The organism is Streptomyces sp. NBC_00009 (genome assembly GCF_045040855.1).
GTDB classification, from domain to species: Bacteria; Actinomycetota; Actinomycetes; order Streptomycetales; family Streptomycetaceae; genus Streptomyces; species Streptomyces aureus.
The window spans coordinates 484,217-505,851 of the sequence record NZ_CP108312.1; the positions used below are offsets into that span (position 1 = coordinate 484,217).

The 21,635-nt window shown below is 69.5% G+C and carries 21 protein-coding genes and 1 pseudogene; 14 read left to right on the plus strand and 8 right to left on the minus strand.

What is annotated here, in order from left to right:
- The first annotated feature begins 80 nt into the window (after window positions 1–80).
- Together OHA58_RS02225 and OHA58_RS02230 are read left to right on the plus strand one after the other, a co-directional pair.
- Window positions 81–935 (plus strand): Bax inhibitor-1/YccA family protein, encoded by an 855-nt coding sequence (locus tag OHA58_RS02225; RefSeq protein ID WP_405475776.1) that lies wholly within the window; start codon window positions 81–83, stop codon window positions 933–935.
- A 94-nt stretch (window positions 936–1,029) separates the two neighbouring features.
- Window positions 1,030–1,542 carry a hypothetical protein gene (locus OHA58_RS02230; protein WP_405475779.1) on the plus strand — a complete coding sequence of 171 codons (513 nt, stop codon included), beginning with the start codon at window positions 1,030–1,032 and terminating at the stop codon, window positions 1,540–1,542.
- Between the two features lie 385 nt (window positions 1,543–1,927).
- Here the strand turns inward: OHA58_RS02230 and OHA58_RS02235 are convergent, their stop codons facing one another.
- From OHA58_RS02235 to OHA58_RS02250, 4 genes are all read right to left on the minus strand, one after another.
- Entirely contained in the window at window positions 1,928–2,521 is a 594-nt protein-coding gene (locus tag OHA58_RS02235; protein WP_405475781.1) for a DUF308 domain-containing protein, read from the minus strand.
- Between the two features lie 44 nt (window positions 2,522–2,565).
- Window positions 2,566–4,185, minus strand: a complete 1,620-nt coding sequence (locus tag OHA58_RS02240) for a tannase/feruloyl esterase family alpha/beta hydrolase (RefSeq protein WP_405475784.1) — start codon at window positions 4,183–4,185, stop codon at window positions 2,566–2,568.
- Window positions 4,186–4,467: 282 nt separating this feature from the next.
- A complete protein-coding gene (locus tag OHA58_RS02245; protein ID WP_405475787.1) occupies window positions 4,468–5,124 on the minus strand; it encodes a cytochrome b/b6 domain-containing protein in 657 nt (218 codons plus the stop codon).
- A complete protein-coding gene (locus OHA58_RS02250; RefSeq protein WP_405475790.1) occupies window positions 5,072–5,794 on the minus strand; it encodes a molybdopterin-dependent oxidoreductase in 723 nt (240 codons plus the stop codon). The genes OHA58_RS02245 and OHA58_RS02250 overlap by 53 nt, the downstream gene beginning before the upstream one ends.
- A gap of 373 nt (window positions 5,795–6,167) precedes the next feature.
- On the opposite strand from OHA58_RS02250, the gene abc-f reads away from it, so the two are divergent.
- The 4 genes from abc-f (at window position 6,168) to OHA58_RS02270 (ending at window position 11,014) form a co-directional block, all read left to right on the plus strand.
- Window positions 6,168–7,802 carry a ribosomal protection-like ABC-F family protein gene (gene abc-f, locus OHA58_RS02255; RefSeq protein ID WP_405475792.1) on the plus strand — a complete coding sequence of 545 codons (1,635 nt, stop codon included), beginning with the start codon at window positions 6,168–6,170 and terminating at the stop codon, window positions 7,800–7,802.
- A gap of 79 nt (window positions 7,803–7,881) precedes the next feature.
- Window positions 7,882–9,573 carry an ABC-F family ATP-binding cassette domain-containing protein gene (locus tag OHA58_RS02260; RefSeq protein ID WP_405475795.1) on the plus strand — a complete coding sequence of 564 codons (1,692 nt, stop codon included), beginning with the start codon at window positions 7,882–7,884 and terminating at the stop codon, window positions 9,571–9,573.
- A gap of 42 nt (window positions 9,574–9,615) precedes the next feature.
- On the plus strand, window positions 9,616–10,179 hold the full coding sequence (locus tag OHA58_RS02265; protein WP_405475798.1) for a CGNR zinc finger domain-containing protein: 564 nt from the start codon (window positions 9,616–9,618) through the stop codon (window positions 10,177–10,179).
- 295 nt (window positions 10,180–10,474) lie between these two features.
- Entirely contained in the window at window positions 10,475–11,014 is a 540-nt protein-coding gene (locus tag OHA58_RS02270) for a hypothetical protein (protein WP_405484708.1), read from the plus strand.
- Between the two features lie 207 nt (window positions 11,015–11,221).
- On the opposite strand, the gene OHA58_RS02275 is transcribed toward OHA58_RS02270, so the two are convergent.
- Together OHA58_RS02275 and OHA58_RS02280 are read right to left on the minus strand one after the other, a co-directional pair.
- Window positions 11,222–11,521: a hypothetical protein gene (locus OHA58_RS02275; protein WP_405475801.1), complete on the minus strand. Its 300-nt coding sequence runs from the start codon at window positions 11,519–11,521 to the stop codon at window positions 11,222–11,224.
- Window positions 11,522–11,896: 375 nt separating this feature from the next.
- The gene (locus OHA58_RS02280; RefSeq protein WP_405475804.1) at window positions 11,897–12,325 is read right to left on the minus strand and encodes an Ohr family peroxiredoxin; all 429 of its coding nucleotides are present in this window, start codon (window positions 12,323–12,325) and stop codon (window positions 11,897–11,899) included.
- A gap of 234 nt (window positions 12,326–12,559) precedes the next feature.
- Between OHA58_RS02280 and OHA58_RS02285 the strand changes: the two genes are divergently transcribed.
- The 3 genes from OHA58_RS02285 (at window position 12,560) to OHA58_RS02295 (ending at window position 13,689) form a co-directional block, all read left to right on the plus strand.
- Window positions 12,560–12,784, plus strand: coding sequence for a hypothetical protein (locus OHA58_RS02285; protein WP_405475806.1), 225 nt, complete (start codon window positions 12,560–12,562; stop codon window positions 12,782–12,784).
- Between the two features lie 283 nt (window positions 12,785–13,067).
- Window positions 13,068–13,268 carry a hypothetical protein gene (locus tag OHA58_RS02290; protein WP_405475809.1) on the plus strand — a complete coding sequence of 67 codons (201 nt, stop codon included), beginning with the start codon at window positions 13,068–13,070 and terminating at the stop codon, window positions 13,266–13,268.
- A 151-nt stretch (window positions 13,269–13,419) separates the two neighbouring features.
- Entirely contained in the window at window positions 13,420–13,689 is a 270-nt protein-coding gene (locus OHA58_RS02295; protein ID WP_405475811.1) for a hypothetical protein, read from the plus strand.
- A gap of 83 nt (window positions 13,690–13,772) precedes the next feature.
- Here OHA58_RS02295 and OHA58_RS02300 read toward each other — a convergent pair whose 3' ends face one another.
- Entirely contained in the window at window positions 13,773–15,215 is a 1,443-nt protein-coding gene (locus OHA58_RS02300; RefSeq protein ID WP_405475814.1) for an aldehyde dehydrogenase, read from the minus strand.
- 508 nt (window positions 15,216–15,723) lie between these two features.
- Here OHA58_RS02300 and OHA58_RS02305 point away from each other — a divergent pair.
- From OHA58_RS02305 to OHA58_RS02325, 5 genes and pseudogenes are all read left to right on the plus strand, one after another.
- Window positions 15,724–15,853 (plus strand): annotated as a pseudogene (locus OHA58_RS02305) (LuxR C-terminal-related transcriptional regulator); the annotation flags it as partial.
- Window positions 15,854–16,105: 252 nt separating this feature from the next.
- On the plus strand, window positions 16,106–17,173 hold the full coding sequence (locus OHA58_RS02310) for an alpha/beta fold hydrolase (RefSeq protein WP_405475816.1): 1,068 nt from the start codon (window positions 16,106–16,108) through the stop codon (window positions 17,171–17,173).
- Window positions 17,174–17,349: 176 nt separating this feature from the next.
- Entirely contained in the window at window positions 17,350–18,207 is an 858-nt protein-coding gene (locus tag OHA58_RS02315) for an alpha/beta fold hydrolase (protein WP_405475819.1), read from the plus strand.
- 94 nt (window positions 18,208–18,301) lie between these two features.
- Window positions 18,302–19,171: a helix-turn-helix domain-containing protein gene (locus tag OHA58_RS02320; RefSeq protein ID WP_405475821.1), complete on the plus strand. Its 870-nt coding sequence runs from the start codon at window positions 18,302–18,304 to the stop codon at window positions 19,169–19,171.
- Between the two features lie 331 nt (window positions 19,172–19,502).
- Window positions 19,503–19,643, plus strand: coding sequence for a hypothetical protein (locus tag OHA58_RS02325; protein WP_405475824.1), 141 nt, complete (start codon window positions 19,503–19,505; stop codon window positions 19,641–19,643).
- Between the two features lie 319 nt (window positions 19,644–19,962).
- Here the strand turns inward: OHA58_RS02325 and OHA58_RS02330 are convergent, their stop codons facing one another.
- Window positions 19,963–21,498: an MDR family MFS transporter gene (locus tag OHA58_RS02330; RefSeq protein WP_405475826.1), complete on the minus strand. Its 1,536-nt coding sequence runs from the start codon at window positions 21,496–21,498 to the stop codon at window positions 19,963–19,965.
- Window positions 21,499–21,635 lie beyond the last annotated feature (137 nt).

Here is a 21,635-nt window from a genome sequence, read left to right on the forward strand (position 1 = left end):
CACGTATGCCGCCTCGGGCACCCGATGATGACAACGCTTTGCCGCAGGCCGCGAGCGTGCGGCAGACGAGGAGGAATGACGTGAGGACCAGCAACCCTATCTTTTCCCGCTGGGGTGCCGCCCGTGACGCCGGCCCGGCCGACGCCTACGCGCACCGGCCGGTGGGCGCCGCGGTCGGTGGCCGGCCGACGGACGACTACGCGACCAACCCCTACACCCCCGGTGCCGACACATCGCCCCGGACCGACGGGACCGCGGTGACGATGGACGACGTCATCGTCCGCGCCGGGACAACGCTCGGCACCGTGGTCCTGACAGCCGTACTGTCCTGGCTCCTGCTGCCCGTCGACGAGGCTAACCTCGGGCGGTCCTACGGCATCGCCATGGGCGCGGCTCTCGTCGCCTTCGTCCTGTCGCTGGTGCAGTCCTTCAGGCGGACGCCATCCCCGAAGCTGATCCTCGGGTACGCGGCACTCGAAGGTGTCTTCCTCGGCGTGCTCTCCAGCACGATCTCGACCTACGTCGCACCAGGTGTGGTCGTACAGGCGGTGCTCGGCACCTTCGCGGTGTCCGCGGGTGTGCTCCTTGCCTACCGAATGCGCTGGATCCGTGTGACCCGACGGTTCACCGGGTTCGTCGCCGCCGCTGCGACCGGCTTCCTCCTGCTGCTGGTCGCCGACCTCCTCTTCTCCGCCTTCGGCGCGGGCAACGGCCTCGGCTTCCACAGCGGCGGCCTCGGCATCCTCTTCGGCGTCATCGGCATTCTGCTCGGCGCGGCCTTCCTCGCCATGGACTTCAAGCAGGTCGAGGACGCCGTCGCCTACGGCGCCCCGCGGGAGGAGGCATGGCTGGCCGCCTTCGGTCTCACCATGACGTTGGTGTGGATCTACCTGGAGGTGCTGCGGGTGCTGACAATCTTCAACAGTGACAACTGAGTTCTCCGATGTTTGAGGGGCATGCGCACCGCGCATGCCCCTCACGCATGTCCGGACATTCAATTCAGGGCCGTCAGAAGGGAAGAGACACACCATGAGCCCGCACGAGCAGTGCCCCTTCCAGGACTGCCGGGTGGTCATCGATCCCGCCTTCAAGACGGACGCGCCCGCGCGGTACGCCCGGCTGCGGGAGTCCGGGCCCCTCCTTCAGACCGAGTTCCACCTCGGCCTGAAGGGCTGGGTGATCGTCGGCCACGACCTCGCCTGGGAGGCGCTGACCCACCCCGACCTGCTCAAGGACGCCACGCCCGCCGCCGATGCCCTGGCCGCCGCCGGCTACGTCCTGCACAAAACCTCGGTCGGGCTCGGCGCGCAGATGACGGAGGCCGACCCGCCCGAGCACACCCGTCTGCGTCGACTGGCCTCGGCCGCCTTCACCCTCGCCCGCGTCCCCGAACTCGAACTCGCCACCCCGGCGGACTCCCGTCCTGCGGCCACCGGCCGCCGCGGAATGTCGGACCTCATGGATCCGAGGGCACATGTTTGTGACGGGTTGGCACACGTGTTCCTGCGTCAAGGGCCGGGCACTCAGGGGCGCAACGCCTAAAGCGTCAGTTCGCCGTGCCGGCGCCACAGCGCGGGGTCCCGCTCGGCGATCCTGATCAGTGGAACCGCCATGCCGCAGAGCATCACGCGCCCACCATGGTCTGACGAAGCGCCCGACCCGTACCGCAGAAGACAGGATCGCGGCACACACCATGGCGGGCCGAACTCCCCACTCCCCTATCGAAGGAGCGTCTCCTGCGGGCCAAGGCGGAGGCGAACCCCGAGGAATCGACGCCGGGCGCGCTCGGACGCACACTCGACTGGTCCGTGGCAGCGTCCACACATTCTCGGACGCGTGGATGCACGAGCAGGACATCATGCTGCCCCAAGAATGCTTCGACCCGCGGCCCCAGGGGCCGCGGGTCGAAATGCGGTGTGCCAGCAGGTCAGACGGTCCGGGTGCGCAGCTGGCGCGCCTTCCAGCCCAGCAGGCCCGCCTGGGCGATGAAGAACACCCCGCCGCCCGTGGCGTAGACCGACAGCACGTCGAGCGACGGAGAGTCGCCCGCGGCCTGGATGTTGTAGAAGATGCCGACCACGAAGGACAGCCCGCCCGCGATCAGCATCGGCCACTGCTTGCCCAGCTCGGGGCCGCGCCGCTTGAGCCCGACGGCCACCTGGGCGGCACCGGACATGACGGCCCAGGCACCGAACACATGCAACACCGGCGCCACGCCACCGGCCCCGGCGACACCGACCGCGACGGCTGCCAGGGTGCTCAGCACCCCGTTGAACGCCGTGACCTGGCGCTCGGATCCGTCGGGGAGGGCCCGGTGGTCGATCAGTGAGGACACCGCGTCGATCAGCGGGTAGAAGACCAGCAGCGTGATCGCCACGGCGTCTATCTCCTCGTGGGCTCCGGCGAACGCCAGGGCCCACGCCACGGCCAGGACACCGCGGCCCAGGTACAGCCTCAGCAGGGAGGAGCGTCCGTCCGTGGCGGCCGCCGGATCCGCCGGCGTCGATGTCTGCGTGCTCATGTGGGTTCGGCCTTTCTCAGGTCAGGGGGTAGTCGTCGCCTCAGTCAGTACCGGGAGGGAGAGACGCACGTGAAGCTGGAGGCAACGGCCGGGTCGCCGTGGCCGTCGTAGCGGGAGACCTGCGGGTAGCTGCACAGGTCACGGGTGACGCTCTGCTGGGAGTCGTTGATCAGGGTGGCGGGCAGGGCGCCGGGCGCCTTGCCGTGCTCGACCCAGGCGGTCAGCGCGGCGAGGCCGTCGGCCGAGCCGTCACCGCCGTTGAGACCGCAGTGGCTGGTACCCGGGGCGAGGAAGAGGCGGTAGAAGTCGTCGACCCGCTTGGTTCCGCCCATCTCCCGCTCGACCTGCTCGCGGTACTGCACGGTGCCCTGGGCGGGGATGTACTCGTCGGCCAGGCCGTGCCAGGTCAGCAGCTTGCCGCCGGACTCGCGGAAGCCGGACAGGTCAGGGTCGTCCGTACCGATGACCTTGTCGTACTCGGCCTGGGACTGCTCGAACAGCTGCGTGAACTGGCTGTAGGTGATCTGCGAGATGTCGAGGGAGGGATCCTTCGCCACCCAGAGCTTGACCCAGTCGGCGGGCACCTTGAACGGCGCGCCCGCGACGTTGCCGTCAGCATCGGGCTCGGTGAGGCCGGCCAGGGCCGAGATTTCGGCACCGACCGGAACTCCGGACCACAGCTTCTCTCCGGAAGCGGTGCGCGGACCGTCCCAGATCTTGCGCACGACGGTCGCGTCGGCCGCCGTGATGGTCAGTTCCTCGCCCTCGCACACGACCTTGGTGCCGATCAGCCGGCGCGGATCGAAGTCGCAGCGGGACGGGTCGTTGACCAGGCCGTCCTCGACGCCGTCGAGCGAGTCGCAGGCCTTGACGGCGGCGTTGGTGAAGGCGTCGAACTCACAGTCCGACGGGTAGGTCTTCTCGTTGTTCATGACGACCTGCGGCCACAGGGTGGCGACCTCGAACTCGTCCCAGTTGACGGCGGGAGCGTCGGCGAGAATGCCGTCGTAGTCGTCGGGGTGACGCTGGGCCTCCATGTAGCCCTGGCGTCCGCCGGTGGAGCAGCCGGTGAAGTAGGAGTAGGCGGGACCCTTGCCGTAGACCCCGTCGACGACCTCCTTGCCGACGACGGCCGCCTCGTGCTGGGAGCGGGAGGCGAAGTTCTTCAGCAGCGCGGTGTTGACCTGTCCCTCGCTGTTCAGCGCCCAGGTGGTGTCCAGGGCGTCACGGACACCGGCGTCGGTGCTGACGGCGGCGTAGCCGTTCTTGACCGCGGTGCCCAGGCCGACGCCGTTGTCGCCGGCCAGGTAGGCGGCGCCGCCGAGCCCCTGGAAACGGCCGTTCCAGCCGCTGACGGGCAGCCAGGTCCGCACCTTGGCATGGTCTCCGTCGCCCGGGTGGGTGAGAGTGACCGTCACCTCGCAGAAGGCCGGGACGCCGGAGACCGAGCCGCCCAGAGCACCGGTACCGGCGATGGTGCCGCCCGCCTGGCTGACCGCCGTCACGGATTCCACCTTGGCCCCGGTCGGCGCCTTCACGGACGGCGCCACGCAGGCGAACGTCGTGGAGCCGGAACCGTCCTGGGGCTCCGCCGAGGCGGTCGGCAGGTACACCGCCGCAGCCAGCGGCACACCGGCCGCGAGGACAGTCAGAAGTCGTCTCATTGGTTTCCCATCGAAGAAGAAGGTGTCTTTGGCCACGGCGACACATATGCACGTACATGAGGCGGGCCGAAGACCGATTCGGACAGTATCACCGGTTAAACAGGTGACGAGAGAGGTGGGTCGAACGTCGGTGAACGAGGACCCCGACCGAGACCCACTCTGACCGCTCACCACACACCCTGACCACAGTCAGTTGACGGTCCATACCCAGGAGGACCGACCGTCCGCCGCAACGGACGTGTTAGGTCATTCGACGGTCCGCCGCTCGGACACGTCGCTCGCCTACTCCTCCTTCAGCCACCGTGAGTGGTGCCGCTGCGCCCACGACCGGCTGACGTATCCGGTGCGCATCCCCAGCCTCGCCTCGGGGTCCTCGAACGCCTTGCGCATGTGCCCGAGCACGACAAACGTGATCGCCCAGGCCAGGATGTCGTGGACGAAGATCGCGCTGGTGCGGGAGATGAAGGGCAGCAGCCCCACGAACCACATCACCAGGCCGGTGAACATCATCACCAGCACGGCGCCGGCGATCCCGCCCGCGTACAGCTTCTGGCCCGCGTTGAACTTGCCGGCCGGGCGGGCCTCGGGCGAGGTCCGGCGCCTGCGGACGGCGCGCAGCCACTGCCGGTCGTACACCGCGAAGCGGTTCAGCCTGCGCAGGTCCGCGCGGAAGGCCGGAGACAAGAGTCCGAGCAGGGAGGGAAGGGGAAGCGAGATGCCGGACCACTCGTGGACCGTGACCATCAGGTGCCGCCGTCCCACGAGTTGGGCCAGCGGCCCGAGGTAGAGGCAGGCGGCGGAGACCAGACACAGCAGCATCAGGTAACCCGTGGCCCGGTGGACCATGCACTCGGCGGTGCTGAAGCGGCGGACCCGGCCGTCGCGTTCAGGCCGCGTCGCTGTGCCGATCGGCTCCGTCGAGCCAGCCGTCGACCGCATAACCGCGCTCCTCCCAGTAGCCGGGGACGACCTCGTCGGTGACCGAGATGCCGGACAGCCACTTGGCCGACTTGTAGAAGTACATGGGGGCCACGTAGAGGCGGACCGGTCCGCCGTGCGCGTGAGTGATGGGCTGCTCCTGCATGTTCAGCGCCACCAGGACGTCCGAGCGGCGTGCCTGTTCCAGCGTCAGGCTCTCGCTGTAGGCGCCGTCGAAGCAGGTGAACCGGATCGCCGCGCCCGCGGAACGCACGCCGGCGTCGTCGAGGATGTCCGCCACCTTCACGCCATCGAAGGGTGTCTTCTCCACCCGCCATCCGTCAGTGCACACGACATCGTGGATGACCCGGGTCTGCGGCATCGCGCGCAACGCGTCGAGCGTGTAGGTCTTCGGCTTCTCCACCAGTCCGCCGACCGTGAGTTCGTAGTTCGTCTCGTCCTTGTGCGGCACCGAGCCGACGACGCTGTAGTACCGGAAGCCGCCCGGGTTGGGCAGCAGACCCGTCAGCCCCGTGGCATCGACCTGCGAGGCGGTGGCGAGGAACGCCTGCCAGCCCCGCTGGAGATACGGTGCGGCGGCGAGCCCCGCGGCGCCCGCGCCGAGCATGCTCAGCATCGCCCGCCGCCCCACCGGTGCGCCCCCGGCCCTCGGTTTCGGATCTTCTGCCATGGCGTGTACCCCTTCGGACACGTGTGAGCTCTGCCTCGCAGAGCATCGTCACCGATTCAACTGGTGACGATGCTGGCATGGGGCCTCAGAGCTGTCAACAAGAAGACGTCTGCGGCGCGACGCCACACGTATGAGGCAGACCACCAACGGCCGAAGGTCACGACTGTTAAGCTGCGAGCGACGTTGACCGTGTATCGAGGAGTCGCAGACGTGGTGGGTGAAGACGACATCTCCGGGTGAGACCCGGATCTGACGGCCACCGGCCGGCGCTGAGGAGCGCTGCCGAGGTGGCCCGTCTCGTCGTACCCCTTTCTCCACGTCTGCCCGGGGCAGAGCTCTGTTCTCCGCCCTCAAACCGCTCGAGGTCGCCTCCATGTCCAACGCCGCCATCGTCTGCTCGAACCTCTCCTTCGCCTGGCCCGACGACACGCCGGTCTTCCATGACCTGTCCTTCACGGTGGCCCCTGGCCGCACGGGCCTGGTCGCCCCCAACGGCGCCGGCAAGAGCACCCTGCTCAAGCTGATCGCCTGTGAACTGAAGCCCGCCACCGGCTCGTTGTCCGTCGGCGGGACCCTGGGTTACCTCCCGCAGAGCCTGCCGCTGACCGGCAACCTCACGGTCGCCGAGCTGCTCGGCGTCGCCGCGGTGATCCGGGCCCTGGACGCCGTGGAGTCCGGTGACGTCGCTGAGGAGCACTTCGCTACCATCGGCGACGACTGGGACATCGAGGAGCGCACCCGCGCCCAGCTCGACCGCCTGGGTCTCGCCGACCTCACCCTGGACCGCAGCCTGAGCACGCTCAGCGGCGGCCAGGTCGTCTCGCTCGGCCTCGCCGCCCAGCTGCTCAGGCGCCCCGACGTACTGCTGCTCGACGAGCCCACCAACAACCTCGACCTCCAGGCCCGGCACAAGCTCTACGACGTACTCACGGACTTCACCGGCTGCCTGCTGTTGGTCAGCCACGACCGCGCACTGCTCGACCGCATGGAACGCATCGCCGAACTCGGCAGCGACGAACTGCGCTTCTACGGCGGCAACTTCACCGAGTACGAGGAGGCCGTGCGCGCCGAGCAGGAGGTCGCCGAGAAGAACGTCCGCAACGCCGAACAGGAGCTGAAGCGGGAGAAGCGGGAGCTGCAGCAGGCCCGTGAGCGCGCCGAGCGGCGCATGAGCAACGCCTCCCGCAACCTCAAGAACGCCGGTCTGCCCAAGATTTTCGCCGGCAACATGAAGCGTGGCGCGCAGGAGTCCGCGGGCCGGGCCGGTCAGATGCACGCCTCCCGGGTCAGCGAGGCCAAGACCCGGCTCGACGAGGCCGGACGCGCGCTGCGCGACGAGCAGCGCATCACCCTGGACCTGCCCGACACCCAGGTGCCGGCCGGCCGCAACCTCTTCCTCGGCAAGGGGATGCAGGTCCGCCTCGGGGACAAGGCGGTGTTCGCCGCGGGCGGTGTCGACCTGTCCGTCCGAGGCCCCGAGCGCATCGCACTGACCGGCCCCAACGGCGCCGGAAAGACCACCCTGATGCGACTCATCACCGGCGAACTCGCCCTGGACAGCGGGGAGATCAAGCGCAACGACGGCCGGATCGCCTATCTCTCGCAGCGCCTGGACCTGCTGGACCTGGACCGAACCGTGGCGGAGAACTTCGCCGCGTTCGCTCCCGAGCGGCCCGAGGCGGAGCGGATGAACCTGCTCGCCCGCTTCCTGTTCCGGGGCGCGCGGGCACACCTGCCCGTCGGGGTGCTCTCCGGTGGCGAACGACTGCGCGCCACCCTGGCCTGCGTGCTGTGCGCCGAACCGGCCCCCCAGCTGTTGCTCCTTGACGAGCCGACCAACAACCTCGACCTGGTCAGCGCGGGCCAGCTGGAGAGCGCGCTCAACTCCTACCAGGGCGCCTTCATGGTGGTCAGCCACGACGAGCGGTTCCTCACCGAGATCGGTGTGAACCGCTCGTTGCGACTGGCCGACGGAGCGCTCACGGAGACGGGAGCCCCCACGGTGTGAGACGTCGGTGTGTGCAGTGGCCCGCGTCCGAGGCGGTACGCCCCGCGGGCCGAACACCGATCACGTCGGACGGTTCCCCATGCCCCAGCCCGCTCTGCTCGCCCACGACCTCGTCCGCAACCTGGGCGGCCGACGCGTCCTCGACGGCATCTCCCTGACCGCCTCCCCCGGCCATCGCATCGGCCTGATCGGGGAGAACGGCGTCGGCAAGTCCACCCTGCTGCGCGTGCTCGCCGGCGTGGACGAACCCGACGCAGGAAGCGTCACCCGCCCCGCCGACCTGGGCTTCCTCCACCAGGAGATGCCGTACGACGCCGACTCGGCCATCGCCGACGTGCTGGACGAGGCGCTGCGCGAGGCGCGCGAGGACCTCGCCGAGCTGGACCGGCTCGGCGAGGAACTCGCCCGCGTCCCCGAGCGCGACCCCGGCCACCAGGAGCTCCTCGACACCTACGGACGGCGTCTTGAGCAGGCCCAGGACCGCGAGTCCTGGGACGCCGACCGCCGCGCGGCCCTGGTCCTTGACGGTCTGGGCCTCGGCGCGTTCGGGCACGACCGCACGCTCGGTTCGCTCTCCGGCGGGCAGCGCGGCCGGCTGGCGCTGGCCGCTCTGCTCGTCCGGCGGCCGTCGGCGCTGGTGCTCGACGAGCCGACCAACCACCTCGACGACGAAGCCGCGGCGTTCATGGAGGAGCAGCTGCGCGGCCTGCCCGGAACCGTGATCGTCGCCAGCCACGACCGGGCGTTCCTGGACGCCGTGTGCACCGACCTGATCGACCTCGACCCGGCGGTGGACGGCGCGGTCCGCTACGGCGGCAACTACAGCACCTACCTGACGGAGAAGCACGCCGAGCGGGAACGCTGGGAGCATCGGTACGCCGAGGAGCAGGAGGAACTGGAGGAGCTACGAGAGTCGGCGGGCGTGACCGCGCACCGGGTCGCGCCGGACCGGGGCCGCACCGACAACGAGAAGATGGGCTACGGCCACCGGGCCGGCCGGGTGCAGAGCCAGATCGCCCGCCGGGTCCGCAACGCCACCCGGCGGCTGGAGGAACTGGAGCGCACCCAGGTCGCCGAGCCGCCCCGGCCGCTGCGGTTCGCGGCCGGGGACCTGGCCTCGCGTGCCGAGGAGGACCCCCAGCCCCTGGTGTCCCTGCGCGACGTGCGGGTGCCCGGCCGGCTCGCACTGGACGGTCTGGAGGTGTCGGCGACGGACAGGCTGCTGATCACGGGCAGCAACGGCGCGGGCAAGTCGACACTGCTCTCCGTACTCACCGGACGTCTCCCGGCCGACGGCGAGGTGCACCGGCGGCACGGGCTGACGGTCGGGCTGCTCACGCAGGACACCGCCTTCGACAGGCCCGACCGCACGGTCCGGGACACCTACGAGCTGGCGCTCGGCATGGAGCGGGCCGAGAAGGTGCCGCTGGGCTCGCTCGGTCTGATGCACGAGGCGGACCTGGGCAAACCTGTCGCGCAGCTGTCCGTGGGGCAGCGCCGCCGCCTGGCGCTGGCCCTCCTGGTGGCCCGCCCGCCGCAGCTGCTCCTGCTCGACGAGCCCACCAACCACCTTTCCCCCCGCCTGTGCGACGAGCTGGAGACCGCTCTGGGCCCGGGCCCCGGAGCGATCGTCGTGGCGAGCCACGACCGCTGGCTGCGCCGACGCTGGCAGGGCCGCGAACTCCGCCTGGAACCGGGACGTGGCCGAACGGAGGAGGTGTCGTACGATCTCGGGCACGCTGCGACCAGGGAGAACCGTCTGGAACGGTGACGCTCCTTGCGTTCGACATAAGTCACCTGTCAAGATGGTGATGTGAATCTCGACCATGTATTCGTATGCGGACACCCGGCTCTCGACTTCGCGGCCACCCTCCGGGCCCGGCGCTCGACCCGGTTCGAGATGTTCGTGACGCCGGAGCGGCTGAATGCCTGGTACCTGGAGTCCGGCCTTGTGGACACGATCACTCCCGGCGAGGAGGACGACGTCCGGGCGGCGACGACCGTGCGCGAGGCCATCTACCGGCTCGTCACGAACCGCCGTCTCGGCGAGGACTTCGACCGGGAGGCGCTCGCCGTGGTCAACTCCGCCGCCCGCAAGCCTCCCGTGACGCCGCAGCTCACCCTGGCCGGACGGCACGCCGAGGCGACGCCGGAGCAGGCGCTGGCGACCGTCGCCCGGCAGGCCGTGGAACTGCTGAGCGGCCCGGACGTCCCCTTGATCAAGGAGTGCGGCAACCCCGAGTGCACCCGGGTCTACATCGACCGCTCCCGGGGTATGCGGCGCCAGTGGTGCGGCATGGAGTCCTGCGGCAACAAGATCAAGGCCGCCGCATACCGCGCACGCAAGAAGGACGCGTCCGCCGTGACCGCGCACTGACCTCCCGACCTGGGCGGCGCATGGCCCCGGCGAGCGCGGAGCTCAGTCGGCGGCGAGGTCCTTGAGTGCGCACACCCCACGTCGCGGGACCCGTGTACTACGGATCGGCGGTGTGAGTGACGTCGTCGAACCCTCGAGAGGTCGAAGGGTCCACACTTCTTCTCTGCGCAGGCACATCAGCGCCTATCGTGAAGATGGGTGTGCCAGACGAACCACCTGGCGTCGACACTTGTCTGCGCGGGACCTCGGTGTGGGTACCATGCGCAACGTCATCCAAATCGAGGGAGTGAACGGTGTGACCAGCCAATCAGCCGCCACGCTCCGATCGCGGTACGTTGCACAAGCCGCGTCGGACCTGGCGGAGAACCGTCGGCGACAGCAGGAGCTGACGGAGAAGGTCCAGAGGTTGAAGCAGGAGGAGGCCCTCCTGACGGACATCATCAAACTCGCCGAGCAGTATGAGGGTTTCGCGGACGCGTCCCGTCTGCCCGAGCAGTTGCAGGAAGAGCCCGTCGTCGAAAAGGCGAAGCAGGCCCCTGCCAAAACCGCTTCACGACGCTCCACGTCGACCAAGACCACTCCGGCCGCCAAGACTGTGGGGGCCGGCGCGAAGGCGAAGTCGCACCAGCCTCTGCTCGGTGACCTGCTTGCGGACCTACTCGGCCAGTACGACGAGCCGCGTCTGGCGAAGGAGCTGCGGGACGAGCTTGTCGAGAAACACCCGGACCGCAACCCCACACCGCAGGTGGTACGGAACACCCTCGAATCCCTGGTCGCCAAGGGACGTATCAGGCGTCATAAGCAACAGCGTTCCGTCATGTACACCCTGGTGTAGCGGGCGAGGCGGACCGCCCCGACTGACGCCCACGCGGAACGGGTGCGGCACTTCAGGGCGTGTACCAAGGGTTCCTCTCTACGGAGCCACATCCGCCAGCCATGACTCGTCGACGGTCAGGCTGTCGCCGCCCTCTCCCATGAGGCAGGCGTGAAGGCCCCACTCACGGGTGTGACCACGCCCGTCGGCGCGCCCGCTTGAGCGGCCTTATCCCCGCAACACGTTGTCGAACGCCGCGTTCTCGACGTCCCGCCGCAGTCGTACCGCCTCCAGCTGCGTCACCTCACCGCGTCGCCGACGGCGGCCGGCACATCGTGACCGCGGCGCCCCGGTGAGGCCCTTGCGGGCCTCGGCCGGGTTCTCCCAGATCCCTACGGCAACACGTGGAGCGGCGAGGACGGGCTCGCGGGACGCCCTGCGTTCCTCCGCACTGCGGCGGGCCTGCGAGTCGGCCAGGACGGTCCGCGCGGACCGCAACCAGTGTCGGCCGCGATCGACATGTGCCACTGACGTTCCCCTTCGTAGGAGGCGACCGTTCCGGCACGATCCGGTGCCGGCACGGTCCATTCGCGTCATCAAGGCCGTCAGAGGAAGCTCGCGGCCGACGGGCCGTACCCCGACAGCGCCGAGCTCTCCGCCCAGTTCCACACCTGCGTGTCCGTCGGCCAGCCACGGTCCTCGAGGCTTGCCGTGTCTCGGGACGGCCGCTCGCCAGAGCCGCAGTCGCGATCCGAGCGAGGTTGCGGGGCGATCCGTACGTATGTGTGCGTCATGGCGGCCATTTCCTGCCCTCGCTCTTCGATCGGAGGTGTGGGTGCGGCTGAGTGGGAGGCGGGCCCCGTGTGGGGGTACACGGGACCCGCGGTCCAGGGGAGGGACGGATCAGGCGGCGGCGCTGGCGTTGATGGTGACCGGGATGTTGTCGCGCGTGGCCTTGGAGTACGGGCAGATCTGGTGGGCGGCCTGCGCGAGCTCCTCGGCGGTGGACTGGTCGACACCTCCGAGCACGGGGGTGAGGACCGCGGAGAGGGAGAACTCGCCGTCATCGCCGTGCGCGAGGGTTATCTCGGCGGTGATGGTGGTGCCGGTGAGGCGGATCTTGCGGAGTGTGGCTGCGCGGCGCAGGGCGCCGAGGAAGCAGGCGGCCCAGCCTGCGGCCAGGAGTTGCTCGGGGTTGGTCGCGGTGCCGGCGCCGCCGAACTCCTTGGGGAGGGCGAGGCCGGTCTCCAGAAGACCGTCGGAGGAGCGAACGTGACCGCCGTTGCGGCCCTCTCCGTCGACATCGACAACGGCGGTGTAGCTGACAGCCATGACTGGTGCTCCCCATCTGGGTCGAAAGGCCTTCGGGTGCCGAATGACCAGGACACTTCCGTGTCACTGGTTGAGGCGGTGACGCAATCATGGCAGTCGCATCGTCACCCGTCAAGCAGGTGATGGGCGACGTAGCGGGGTTCACATGCCTCCTGTCGCCCTTGCGACATGTCCCAGCCGTGCAACCGCTATCGAGTGACACCTGCCTCACGGCCGTCGGAGCCTGTCGCGCAGATGAACGGCGCGCAGCGCGCCGGGAGAGGCGCGGACCCGATCGCCTTCATGGACGCCCCGCGCCTCCCCCAGGCCCCGTTCGCCGGATACGACTGGGGCGGACGTGCCGGTGACGTCACCACGGCACTGCGGCCGGAGCGCTGCACCGGCGTGGTTTCCGTGAACGGCAACCCCGTCCAGAACCTCACCGTCACCCAGGAGCCGCTGACACCCAGGAGCCGCTGACACCCGCGATCGAGGAGGGCACCTGGCACTTGTTCTACTTCCTCACCGAGCGCGGACGGAAGGGACTCCAGCGCAACCGGAAGGACCTGGCGCGGGTCGCCTGACACCGCAACTCGCCCCGACACCTTCACCGCGGCGATCTTCGAAGTCGACGCCATGGGGTGACCGGCCCGCACGCGACTCCCGTCACCGCCTTGACAGGTGACGAATGCGCGGGCATGCTGCTAGTCGTCCAAGGCAGCAACCAGGACGCCATCCACGATCGACGAAGTGGAGCACGGTCATGAACAAGGGGCTCACCACGGAAGCCGCCGAGGCGGCGGTACGACACGCGCGATTCGGTAGCCTCCCCGAGCGCATACGCTTCGAGGACATGACCACAGAGGTCGAGGCCGCGCAGGCCGGCGGGGTGAACGCATCGTCGTACGACCCCGAGGGTTCATGGAAGTTCTACTCGTGCCTCGCCCTCGACCTGGGACTGTAGACACGCGGCACACATGGGCACCCCCCAAATGAAAAAACAACCTGTCCCGCCCGGCTTGTCCTGCCCCAGCACGGCGGATCAGGCGGGACAGAGACCTCGACTTCGTACGGTCCCAGACTTCGAAGGCCCCGCGATCCACGGCGGGGCCTTCTTGCTGACCGGCGGGGCCGACGGCGACGGCCCGCTCCAGGCGCGCGCCGCCGAGGCGATCCATCAGGCCGTCAGCGCCGGGGAGTTGGCCCATCGGGTCGCGCTGGGCCGCGACGCCCGGCGACGCATCGGCATCGAGCTCAACGAGCTGCGGGCCGAGTGCGAGGCAGGCAGGGAGCCGGCGTTCAGCACGGACTTCCCGGGGCCGCCGACAACGCGGTGGTCTGGGCTACTGAGTCCGGGCCTCGGTCGGCAGCCGAAACGGCCGTGACGGCGGCGGGTGGCCGGGCCACCTGGCGCCGTCAGCGGTCGCTCTGTGCTGCACGCGGGCCGGGGTGCTCGTCCGGCTGGCGGTCAGACGGTGATGGTCTTGTACTCGGTGTAGGTCCCGAGGCCGACCGCGCCGTACTCGCGGCCGATGCCGCTGGCCTTGAAACCGCCGAACGGGCCGTCGAAAGCGACGGAGGCGCCGTTGATGGTGATGGTGCCGGTCCGGATGCGGCGGGCGACCGCCAGGGCGTGGGCCTCGTCGGAGGACCAGACGCCGCCCGAGAGGCCGTACTCGGAGTCGTTGGCGATGCGGACGGCGTCGTCCTCGTCGTCGTATGGGATGACCACCAGGACCGGGCCGAAGATCTCCTCCTGCGCGATCCGCATGGAGTTGTCGACGTCGGCGAAGACGGTGGGCGTGACGTAGTTGCCCTTCTCCAGGCCCTCGGGGATCTGCGGGCCGCCGGCGACCAGGCGGGCACCCTCCTCGATGCCGACCTGGATGTAGGCGCGTACCCGCTCCTGCTGGTCGGGGCGGATCATCGGGCCGATGAACGTGTCGGGGTCGCTCGGGTCGCCGACCTTCAGCGACTCCACCAGGTCCTTCAACCCGGCCACGACCTCCTCGTACCGGCTGCGCGGGGCCAGGATCCTGGTCTGGGCGATGCACGACTCACCGTTGTTGAGCAGAGAGCCGAACTTCACGCCCGCAACGGCTTTCTCGATGTCGGCGTCGGGAAGGATGATCGCGGCGGACTTGCCGCCCAGCTCCAGGCTGACCCGCTTGAGCTGCTCGCCCGCGATCGAGGCGATACGGCGGCCCGCCCGGGTCGACCCGGTGAAGGCGATCTTGTCGACCTCCTCGTGCGACACCAGGTACTCACTGGTCTCCCGGTCCGCGGGCAGGACGCTGATCACACCCTCGGGCAGGCCCACCTGCTCGAGCAGCTCGGCCAGGAAGCCCATGCTCAGCGAGTTCTCCGGGGACACCTTCAGGACCACGGAGTTGCCGGCGGCGAGGGCCGGGATGATCTTCGAAGTGGCCGAGGAGAAGGGCGAGTTCCACGGGATCACCGCGGCCACGACACCGATCGCCTCGCGGCGCACCACGCTGCGCACCGGGGACGCCGGGTCGGAGGGCTGCAGCGTCTCCTCCCAGCCGAACTCCTCCGCAGCCTTGAGGTAGGCGTTCGCCTGCCGGGTCAGGCCGGGCTGTCCGGCGCGGGTGAACCATCCGGCCGAACCGTTCTCCAGCGAGATCAGGTGCGCGATCTTCTCCGCGTTCTCCTCGCGCAGTGCGTTGAACCGCCGCACGACTGCGATGCGCTCCGCCGGCGGGGTCAGACGCCACTCGCCCGCCTCGAAGGACGCGCGTGCCGCGGCAAGTGCGCGGTCAATGTCCGCCGGCTGCGCCTGCGCAGCACGGCCCACCACCGACTGGTCGTGCGGCGAGGCGATGTCGAGCAGCTCCGGGTTGCTCGGCTCGGCCCAGGTACCTCCGATGAAAAGCCGGTCGTAGGTGATCATGTGCTTTCTCTCTTCCTGTGCTTCCGGTTCAGCTTGCTTGAACGCGACCCTTAACTGTCACTTCAATGTAGCACTTGAGCTTGTTAGCTCCACGTAAGAGTGACTGAACAGCAATGATTCTCTACGCCAGAGGTACCCTTAAGGGATGAAAGCCAACGCAGTGCGCAATCCGGAAGCCTTCCTGACCACTGGGTCGGGTGGTCGGGGCCGCTGCGGCCCGGGCTCGTGAGTCTGGCGTCGCTTCAGCCGGCACACCTGAGCCCCTGGCGGGCGTCCGACGTGGTGGTCGACACATATCTGCACGGCATCGGCATTCCGCGCCACCGTGCCCCCGATCCGGCGGCGGCCGGGAGGCCCGCAGGAGCGGAACTTGCGGCCCACAGTTCGGTTCGCCGCGAAAGCAGAGCTCCGCACACCTAGGCTCAGGGGGAGTGCACACATGTGGCTGGTTCCGTGGTGAGAGGAGTGGGGCGCCGTGGAGTCGCTCGTGACGATGATCGGCCGGGACGGCGAACGCATGCACCTCTCCCCGCGCCGTCAGCTCACACCTCTACCGCGTCTTCCCCAAACTCGGCATCACCTCACGCGCCGCCCTCCGCGACGCACTGGAAGGGCTGGAGGGCGAACAGAGGGCGTGAGCGCGCACAGTCGAGAAGCGTTCCCTCAGTCGAATGACTGACGCACGGGGCGTGCTGCGCACCCGATGTCGCTCTCCTCATCTGACCGTCACATGACTGATGTGTCCGGTTTCGCTGCGGACGAGAGTATGTGACGCCGACCCCGCCCTCACCGAAACCTTCATTCATCACCTGTTTGACAGGTGACGAATGGCATGCCAGGGTTTCCAGGGCTCGGGCCGGTCACCGGAAACGCACAACGGAGGGCTTCTCATGATCAACAGGCGTACCTTCAGCAAGGCCGTCGGCCTGGGCACCGGAGCGGCCGCGGTCTCACTGTCCGGCCTGCGGACCAACGCATCCGCCGCGGCCGCCTCGGACACGCCGGGCGACGCTTCCGCTCCCACGGTGCCCACCCTCACCCCCGGCACCCACACCGAGTTCGGCACGCTCAAGCACGTCAAGGCGGGTGTCCTGGACATCGGTTACGCCGAAGCCGGCCCGGCCCACGGTCCGGTCGTCGTTCTCCTGCACGGCTGGCCCTACGACATCCACAGCTTCGTCGACGTCGCCCCGCTCCTCGCCGACCTCGGCTACCGCGTCCTCGTTCCCTACCTGCGCGGCCACGGCAGCACCCGCTTCCTGTCCAGCCACACCCCGCGCACCGCCGAGCAGTCCGCCATCGCCCTGGACATCATCGCGTTCATGGACGCCCTGAAGATCGAGAAGGCCGTCCTCGCCGGCTTCGACTGGGGCTCGCGGACGGCCGACATCATTGCCGCCCTGTGGCCCGAGCGCGTCAAGGCTCTCCTGTCCACCAGCGGCTACGTCATCACCGACCGCAAGATGCAGCTGGAGCCCGCCGCTCCGGCCGTCGAGCACAACTGGTGGTACCAGTGGTACTTCGCCACCGAGCGCGGCAAGAAGACCATGGAGAACGTCGACAAGCGCATCGCGCTGTGCCGCTACGTGTGGACCCTCGTCTCCCCCAACTGGAACTTCGACGACGCCACGTTCGCGCGTACCGCCGAGGCCTTCAAGAACCCCGACTACGCCGCCATCGTCCTCTACAACTACCGCTGGCGCATCGGCCTGATCGAGGGCGACCGACGCTACGACCGCTACGAGACGGAGCTGGCCGCCCAGCCTCCCATCGGCGTCCCCACCGTCACTCTCGACCCCGCCCTCGACCCCTTCACCGCACCGGGCGACGGGTCCAGCTACCGCAGCCACTTCAACGGGCCCTACCTGCACCGCACGATCGCGAACATCGGTCACAACCTGCCGCAGGAGGCGCCCACCGTCTTCGCCCAGGCCGTGGTCGACGCGGACCATCTCTAAGATCCGCACCCGCAGCCGAGCTGCGTGCCTTCGCGGTGCGGGACGCGGTGGTGCTGCTGCCCATCGGGTCCACCGACCGGCACGCCCCAATGTTCATCACCGGTCAGGGAAGTGACGAAGGTCGGCGACGCCGACCCGCTCCATGTACCGAGAAACATGTCTGAGAGGGGTTTGTCGTGGTGAGTATCAAGGGTGGACGCAAGCAGCTGGTAACGGGTGCGGTCGCGACGGTCACGGCAGGTCTCGCGCTCGGCGCGTTCGCCTTCGGCGGCACCGCGAACAGCGCGACCGAGACCGCCGACGCCGACGCCGACCGAAACGCCAAGCCGACCATCGTCCTGGAGCACGGCGCCTTCGCCGACGGCTCCAGCTGGAACGGCGTCATCGCGGACCTGCGCGCCGACGGCTACCCGGTCGTCGCCGCCGCCAACCCGCTGCGCGGCCCGGCCGCCGACGCCGCGGCCCTGCGCACGGTCCTCGACCATGTCAAGGGCCCGAAGATCCTCGTCGGCCACTCCTACGGCGGCAACGTCATCAGCCAGGCCGCCACCGACGACCCCGAGGTCAAGGCCCTGGTCTACGTCGCCGCCTTCCTGCCCGCCTCCGGCGAGAGCGCCCTGGAGCTCACCAACAAGTACCCGGGCTCCACGCTCCCCGACGCTCTCGACCCGGTCACCTACCAGCAGGCCGACGGCTCCACCGCCACCGACCTGTACATCCAGCAGGACAAGTTCCCTCACCAGTTCGCCGCCGACGTGCCCGCCCAGCAGGCCGCCCTGATGGCCGCCGAGCAGCGTCCCATTGCCCAGGCCGCCCTGGAGGAGAAGGCCACCACCGCGGCCTGGAAGACCAAGCCCAGCTGGGACATCGTCACCACCCGCGACCTCAACATCCCCGCGGCCGTCCAGCGCTTCATGGCCGAGCGCGCCCATGCGCACACCACCGAGGTCGCCGCCTCCCACTCGGTCGCCGTCTCCCACCCCCGCCTGGTGGCCGACGTGATCGAGCGGGCCGCCCGCGCCACCGTCCGCTGACTCCCTCGAAGGGCGGCGGGACTCCAGGTCCCGCCGTCCTCGGGACATCAACGGCACACCACACAGGTGTGCGGCCCGCAGAAGAATGGACGCTATGACCTCACACGCCGATCCCCGGGCGTTCGGTGCCTTTCTCAGGGCCCGTCGGGCGCAGCTGGACCCGCGAGAGTGCGGCCTGCCGGAGACGGAATCCGCGCGCAGGGTCGCGGGACTGCGCCGCGAGGAGGTCGCCCAACTCGCCGCGATCAGCGTGGACTACTACACCCGCCTCGAACAGGGCCGCGTCCGCGCCTCCGCCCCCGTCCTCACCACCCTGGCCCGCGCCCTGCGCCTCAACGACGACCAGCAGCGATACCTCTACGAACTCGCCGGCCGAACCGACGCACGCCCACGCCACCGCCGACCCGCCCAACGCACACGGCCCGCCATGCGCCGCCTCCTCGACCAACTCACCTACACACCCGCCCTCGTCCTCGGCAAACGTCTGGACATCCTCGCCTGGAACCCCGCCGCCGTCGCGCTGTACACCGACTTCACCGCCGTCCCGGCCGACCGGTGCAACTACCTGCACCTGATGTTCACCGACCCCGCGATCCGCGGCATGCACCAGGATTGGGCACATGACGCCCGCGACGCCGTCGCCGCTTTGCGCATGGAGGCCGCGGCCGACCCCGACCTCGCCCGCCTCGTGGGTGAACTGACGATCCAAAACGCGGACTTCCGCACCTGGTGGGCCGAGCACCGCGTCAACAGCGCGACCTACGGCACCAAGCACTACCGCCACCCTTCGGTGGGCGACCTCACCCTCGACTGCGACACCTGGGCCAGCCCCGACGGCACCGGACAACGCCTGATGGTCCTGACCGCCCAACCCGACAGCCCCTCCCACGACGCCCTGCGCATCCTCACCTCCTGGACCGCGGAGCGGGCGGAACCCGGCCGGGCGAAGGACAGGACACCGTGACCACCTGAGCGCCGGAAGGACCCAGCGCACTCGACCCTCGCGCGTCCGGCCGGCGCACCCGCGGCCCGGCCACGTCCCGGACAGGTGAACCCGCACGCCCCCCACCCGGGTACTGCTCGGTCAACAGGGCAGCGCACTGAACATCGCCCGTATCGCCTGGAGGAAACCATGTCTACGTCCACCGCGACGCCCCGCGGGCCGCGGTCGGCATCCGCTGCGGCCCTGCTCCCGACCGTCTCCTGACCACCACCGCGGCCCTCCTGCTGCTCCGACTGATCTCCGCCCCCGGACACCGCTCCTGTTCGTCGACTACCTGCCCTGGCTGGACCGGGTGACCAACGCCGTGCTCGGCTTCGTGGCCCGACGGTTCGTTGGCAGCCGTATCAGCTTCCTCGCGGCCTCCCGTGAGGGCTCCGACAGCTTCTTCGAGTCGAGTGACCTGTCCGAGCACCGGCTCAAGCCGAACCGGTGACCTGGCTCCATCGAGGCGGCCGCGGTCGGCCGAGCTTCCGTCGACGACTTTCCCGCCGAGCGGAACCGCCTGGTGACGGTCTCGGCCGACAACCGCCGGCTGCCCTCCCGGCATCCGCTGACCGGTTCCGCGGTGGTGGAGCCGGCGACCGACGGCGCTTGAACCCCTGGGGGTCGCCCAGCTCAAGAGGCTCTCGGATAGTGCCCCGGGAGACGGCAGCGCGTAGCGGACACCGAGGCATGCACCGCGGGTGTCCCACAACGCCGCCGGCCGGCACCCGGTGAGGGTGTCGGCCGGTCGAGGGAGTGTTGTCCGGGGGTCAGGCGGCCGGGACGGCGTCCTTGGCGGGGGCGGGCTCGGGGGTACCGGGCGTCTCGGCGGTCTTCCGCGTCGGCTTGAGGAAGAGGGCGAGGAGGATGCCGACGGCGAGGGTGGGGGCGATCCAGAGGTAGCCGGTGGCCGTGGCGTGGGCGAAGGCGTCCAGCGCGGTGTCGCGCAGGGCGGCGGGCAGCCGGCCGATGGTGTCGGGGCGGGTGGCGTCGAAGCCGCCGGCGGTCGGCAGGCCGTGGGTGCGGCCGGCGAAGCCGGTGTTGAGGAGGGTGCCGAAGACGGCGACACCGAAGGCCGCGCCGATGGAGCGGGCGAAGGTGACCACGGCGCTGGCGGCGCCGAGGTCGGCGGCGGGCACGCTGTTCTGGACGGTGGTCAGCACGACCATGGGCACCATGCCGATGCCGACACCGCTGATCAGGAAGTAGACGCTCAGCAAGGGGGTGTCGGTGGCCGCCCCGATGGTGCCCAGCAGGAGCAGTCCGGCGAGGTTGGCGAGCAGGCCCGCCAAGAGGATCGCGCGCAGCCGGTCGACGCGTGCGGACCAGCGTCCGGCCAGGGACTGGCTGACGACCAGACCGGCTACCAGGGGCAGCATGTGGATGCCGGAGAGGGTGGCCGAGACCCCGTGGACGATCTGGAGGTAGGTCGGCAGGTAGACCAGCACGGCGAACATCGCGGCGTTGGCAAAGAACCCGATCAGAGAGGAGAAGACCACGGTCCGGGAGGCGAGCATGGCCGGCGGCAGGACCGGGGCGGCGGCGCGGCGTTCGACCGGCACCAGCAGCACGGCCAGCGCGACGGTGACGACCATCAGGCCGACGATGGCCGGCGAACCCCAGCCCCAGCGCTCACCGAAGGAGGCGATCAGAACCAGGCCGGTGGCAATGGCGGCCAGGAGGGTGGAGCCGAGGTAGTCGATACGGGCCTTGGCGCCCCGGGCGGCCGCGGGCAGCGCCCGCGCGGCGATGGTCAGGGCGACGATGCCGACAGGCAGGTTGACCAGGAAGGCCCACCGCCAGGACAACTGGTCGGTGAAGATGCCGCCCAACAGGGGGCCGACGATGCTGGCGACGCCGTAGACCGAACCGAACAGGCCCTGGTAGCGGCCGCGTTCGCTCGGGGCGACGATGTCACCGACGAGGGCGAAGGTCAGCACGATCATGCCGCCGCCGCCCACCCCCTGCAGCACGCGCGCGCCGATCAGCTCGGGCAGGTTCTGCGCCAGCCCACAGGCCACCGAAGCGATCAGGAAGATCGAGGTCGAGCCCAGGTACAGCCGCTTGCGGCCGAACATGTCGCCGAGCTTGCCCCACAGGGGTGTCACCGCCGTCGACGCGAGGAGATACGCGGCGCTGACCCACGCGATGTCGTCGAACCCGTTCAGGTCCTCCGCTATGCGGGGCAAGGCGGTCGAGACGATCGTCTGGTCCAGGGCCGCCAGGAGGACCGCAAGGATCAGCGCGCTCATCGCGGCGGGTACACCACCGGCCTTGGGTGATGAGGACTTGTCTGCCTTCGACATGGGAAGGTGCCCTTCTAGAAGACTCATTGAGATGGCATTACTCGATCTATCTGTCTCATTACTGTAGCACTTACGCGCTAAGGGTCTACGCCAGAGAAGCGCTAGATGTCTCAGGCTTCACATTCCGCCACTAGACT

Excerpts from the sequence above, each read along its gene's own strand:
- OHA58_RS02230 (WP_405475779.1), top strand. The coding sequence starts at position 1,030 with ATGAGCCCGCACGAGCAGTGCCCCTTCCAGGACTGCCGGGTGGTCATC.
- OHA58_RS02235 (WP_405475781.1), bottom strand. The coding sequence starts at position 2,521 with ATGAGCACGCAGACATCGACGCCGGCGGATCCGGCGGCCGCCACGGAC.
- OHA58_RS02240 (WP_405475784.1), bottom strand. The coding sequence starts at position 4,185 with ATGAGACGACTTCTGACTGTCCTCGCGGCCGGTGTGCCGCTGGCTGCG.
- OHA58_RS02245 (WP_405475787.1), bottom strand. The coding sequence starts at position 5,124 with ATGCGGTCGACGGCTGGCTCGACGGAGCCGATCGGCACAGCGACGCGG.
- OHA58_RS02250 (WP_405475790.1), bottom strand. The coding sequence starts at position 5,794 with ATGGCAGAAGATCCGAAACCGAGGGCCGGGGGCGCACCGGTGGGGCGG.
- abc-f (WP_405475792.1), top strand. The coding sequence starts at position 6,168 with ATGTCCAACGCCGCCATCGTCTGCTCGAACCTCTCCTTCGCCTGGCCC.
- OHA58_RS02260 (WP_405475795.1), top strand. The coding sequence starts at position 7,882 with ATGCCCCAGCCCGCTCTGCTCGCCCACGACCTCGTCCGCAACCTGGGC.
- OHA58_RS02280 (WP_405475804.1), bottom strand. The coding sequence starts at position 12,325 with ATGGCTGTCAGCTACACCGCCGTTGTCGATGTCGACGGAGAGGGCCGC.
- OHA58_RS02285 (WP_405475806.1), top strand. The coding sequence starts at position 12,560 with ATGAACGGCGCGCAGCGCGCCGGGAGAGGCGCGGACCCGATCGCCTTC.
- OHA58_RS02290 (WP_405475809.1), top strand. The coding sequence starts at position 13,068 with ATGAACAAGGGGCTCACCACGGAAGCCGCCGAGGCGGCGGTACGACAC.
- OHA58_RS02300 (WP_405475814.1), bottom strand. The coding sequence starts at position 15,215 with ATGATCACCTACGACCGGCTTTTCATCGGAGGTACCTGGGCCGAGCCG.
- OHA58_RS02310 (WP_405475816.1), top strand. The coding sequence starts at position 16,106 with ATGATCAACAGGCGTACCTTCAGCAAGGCCGTCGGCCTGGGCACCGGA.
- OHA58_RS02320 (WP_405475821.1), top strand. The coding sequence starts at position 18,302 with ATGACCTCACACGCCGATCCCCGGGCGTTCGGTGCCTTTCTCAGGGCC.
- OHA58_RS02330 (WP_405475826.1), bottom strand. The coding sequence starts at position 21,498 with ATGTCGAAGGCAGACAAGTCCTCATCACCCAAGGCCGGTGGTGTACCC.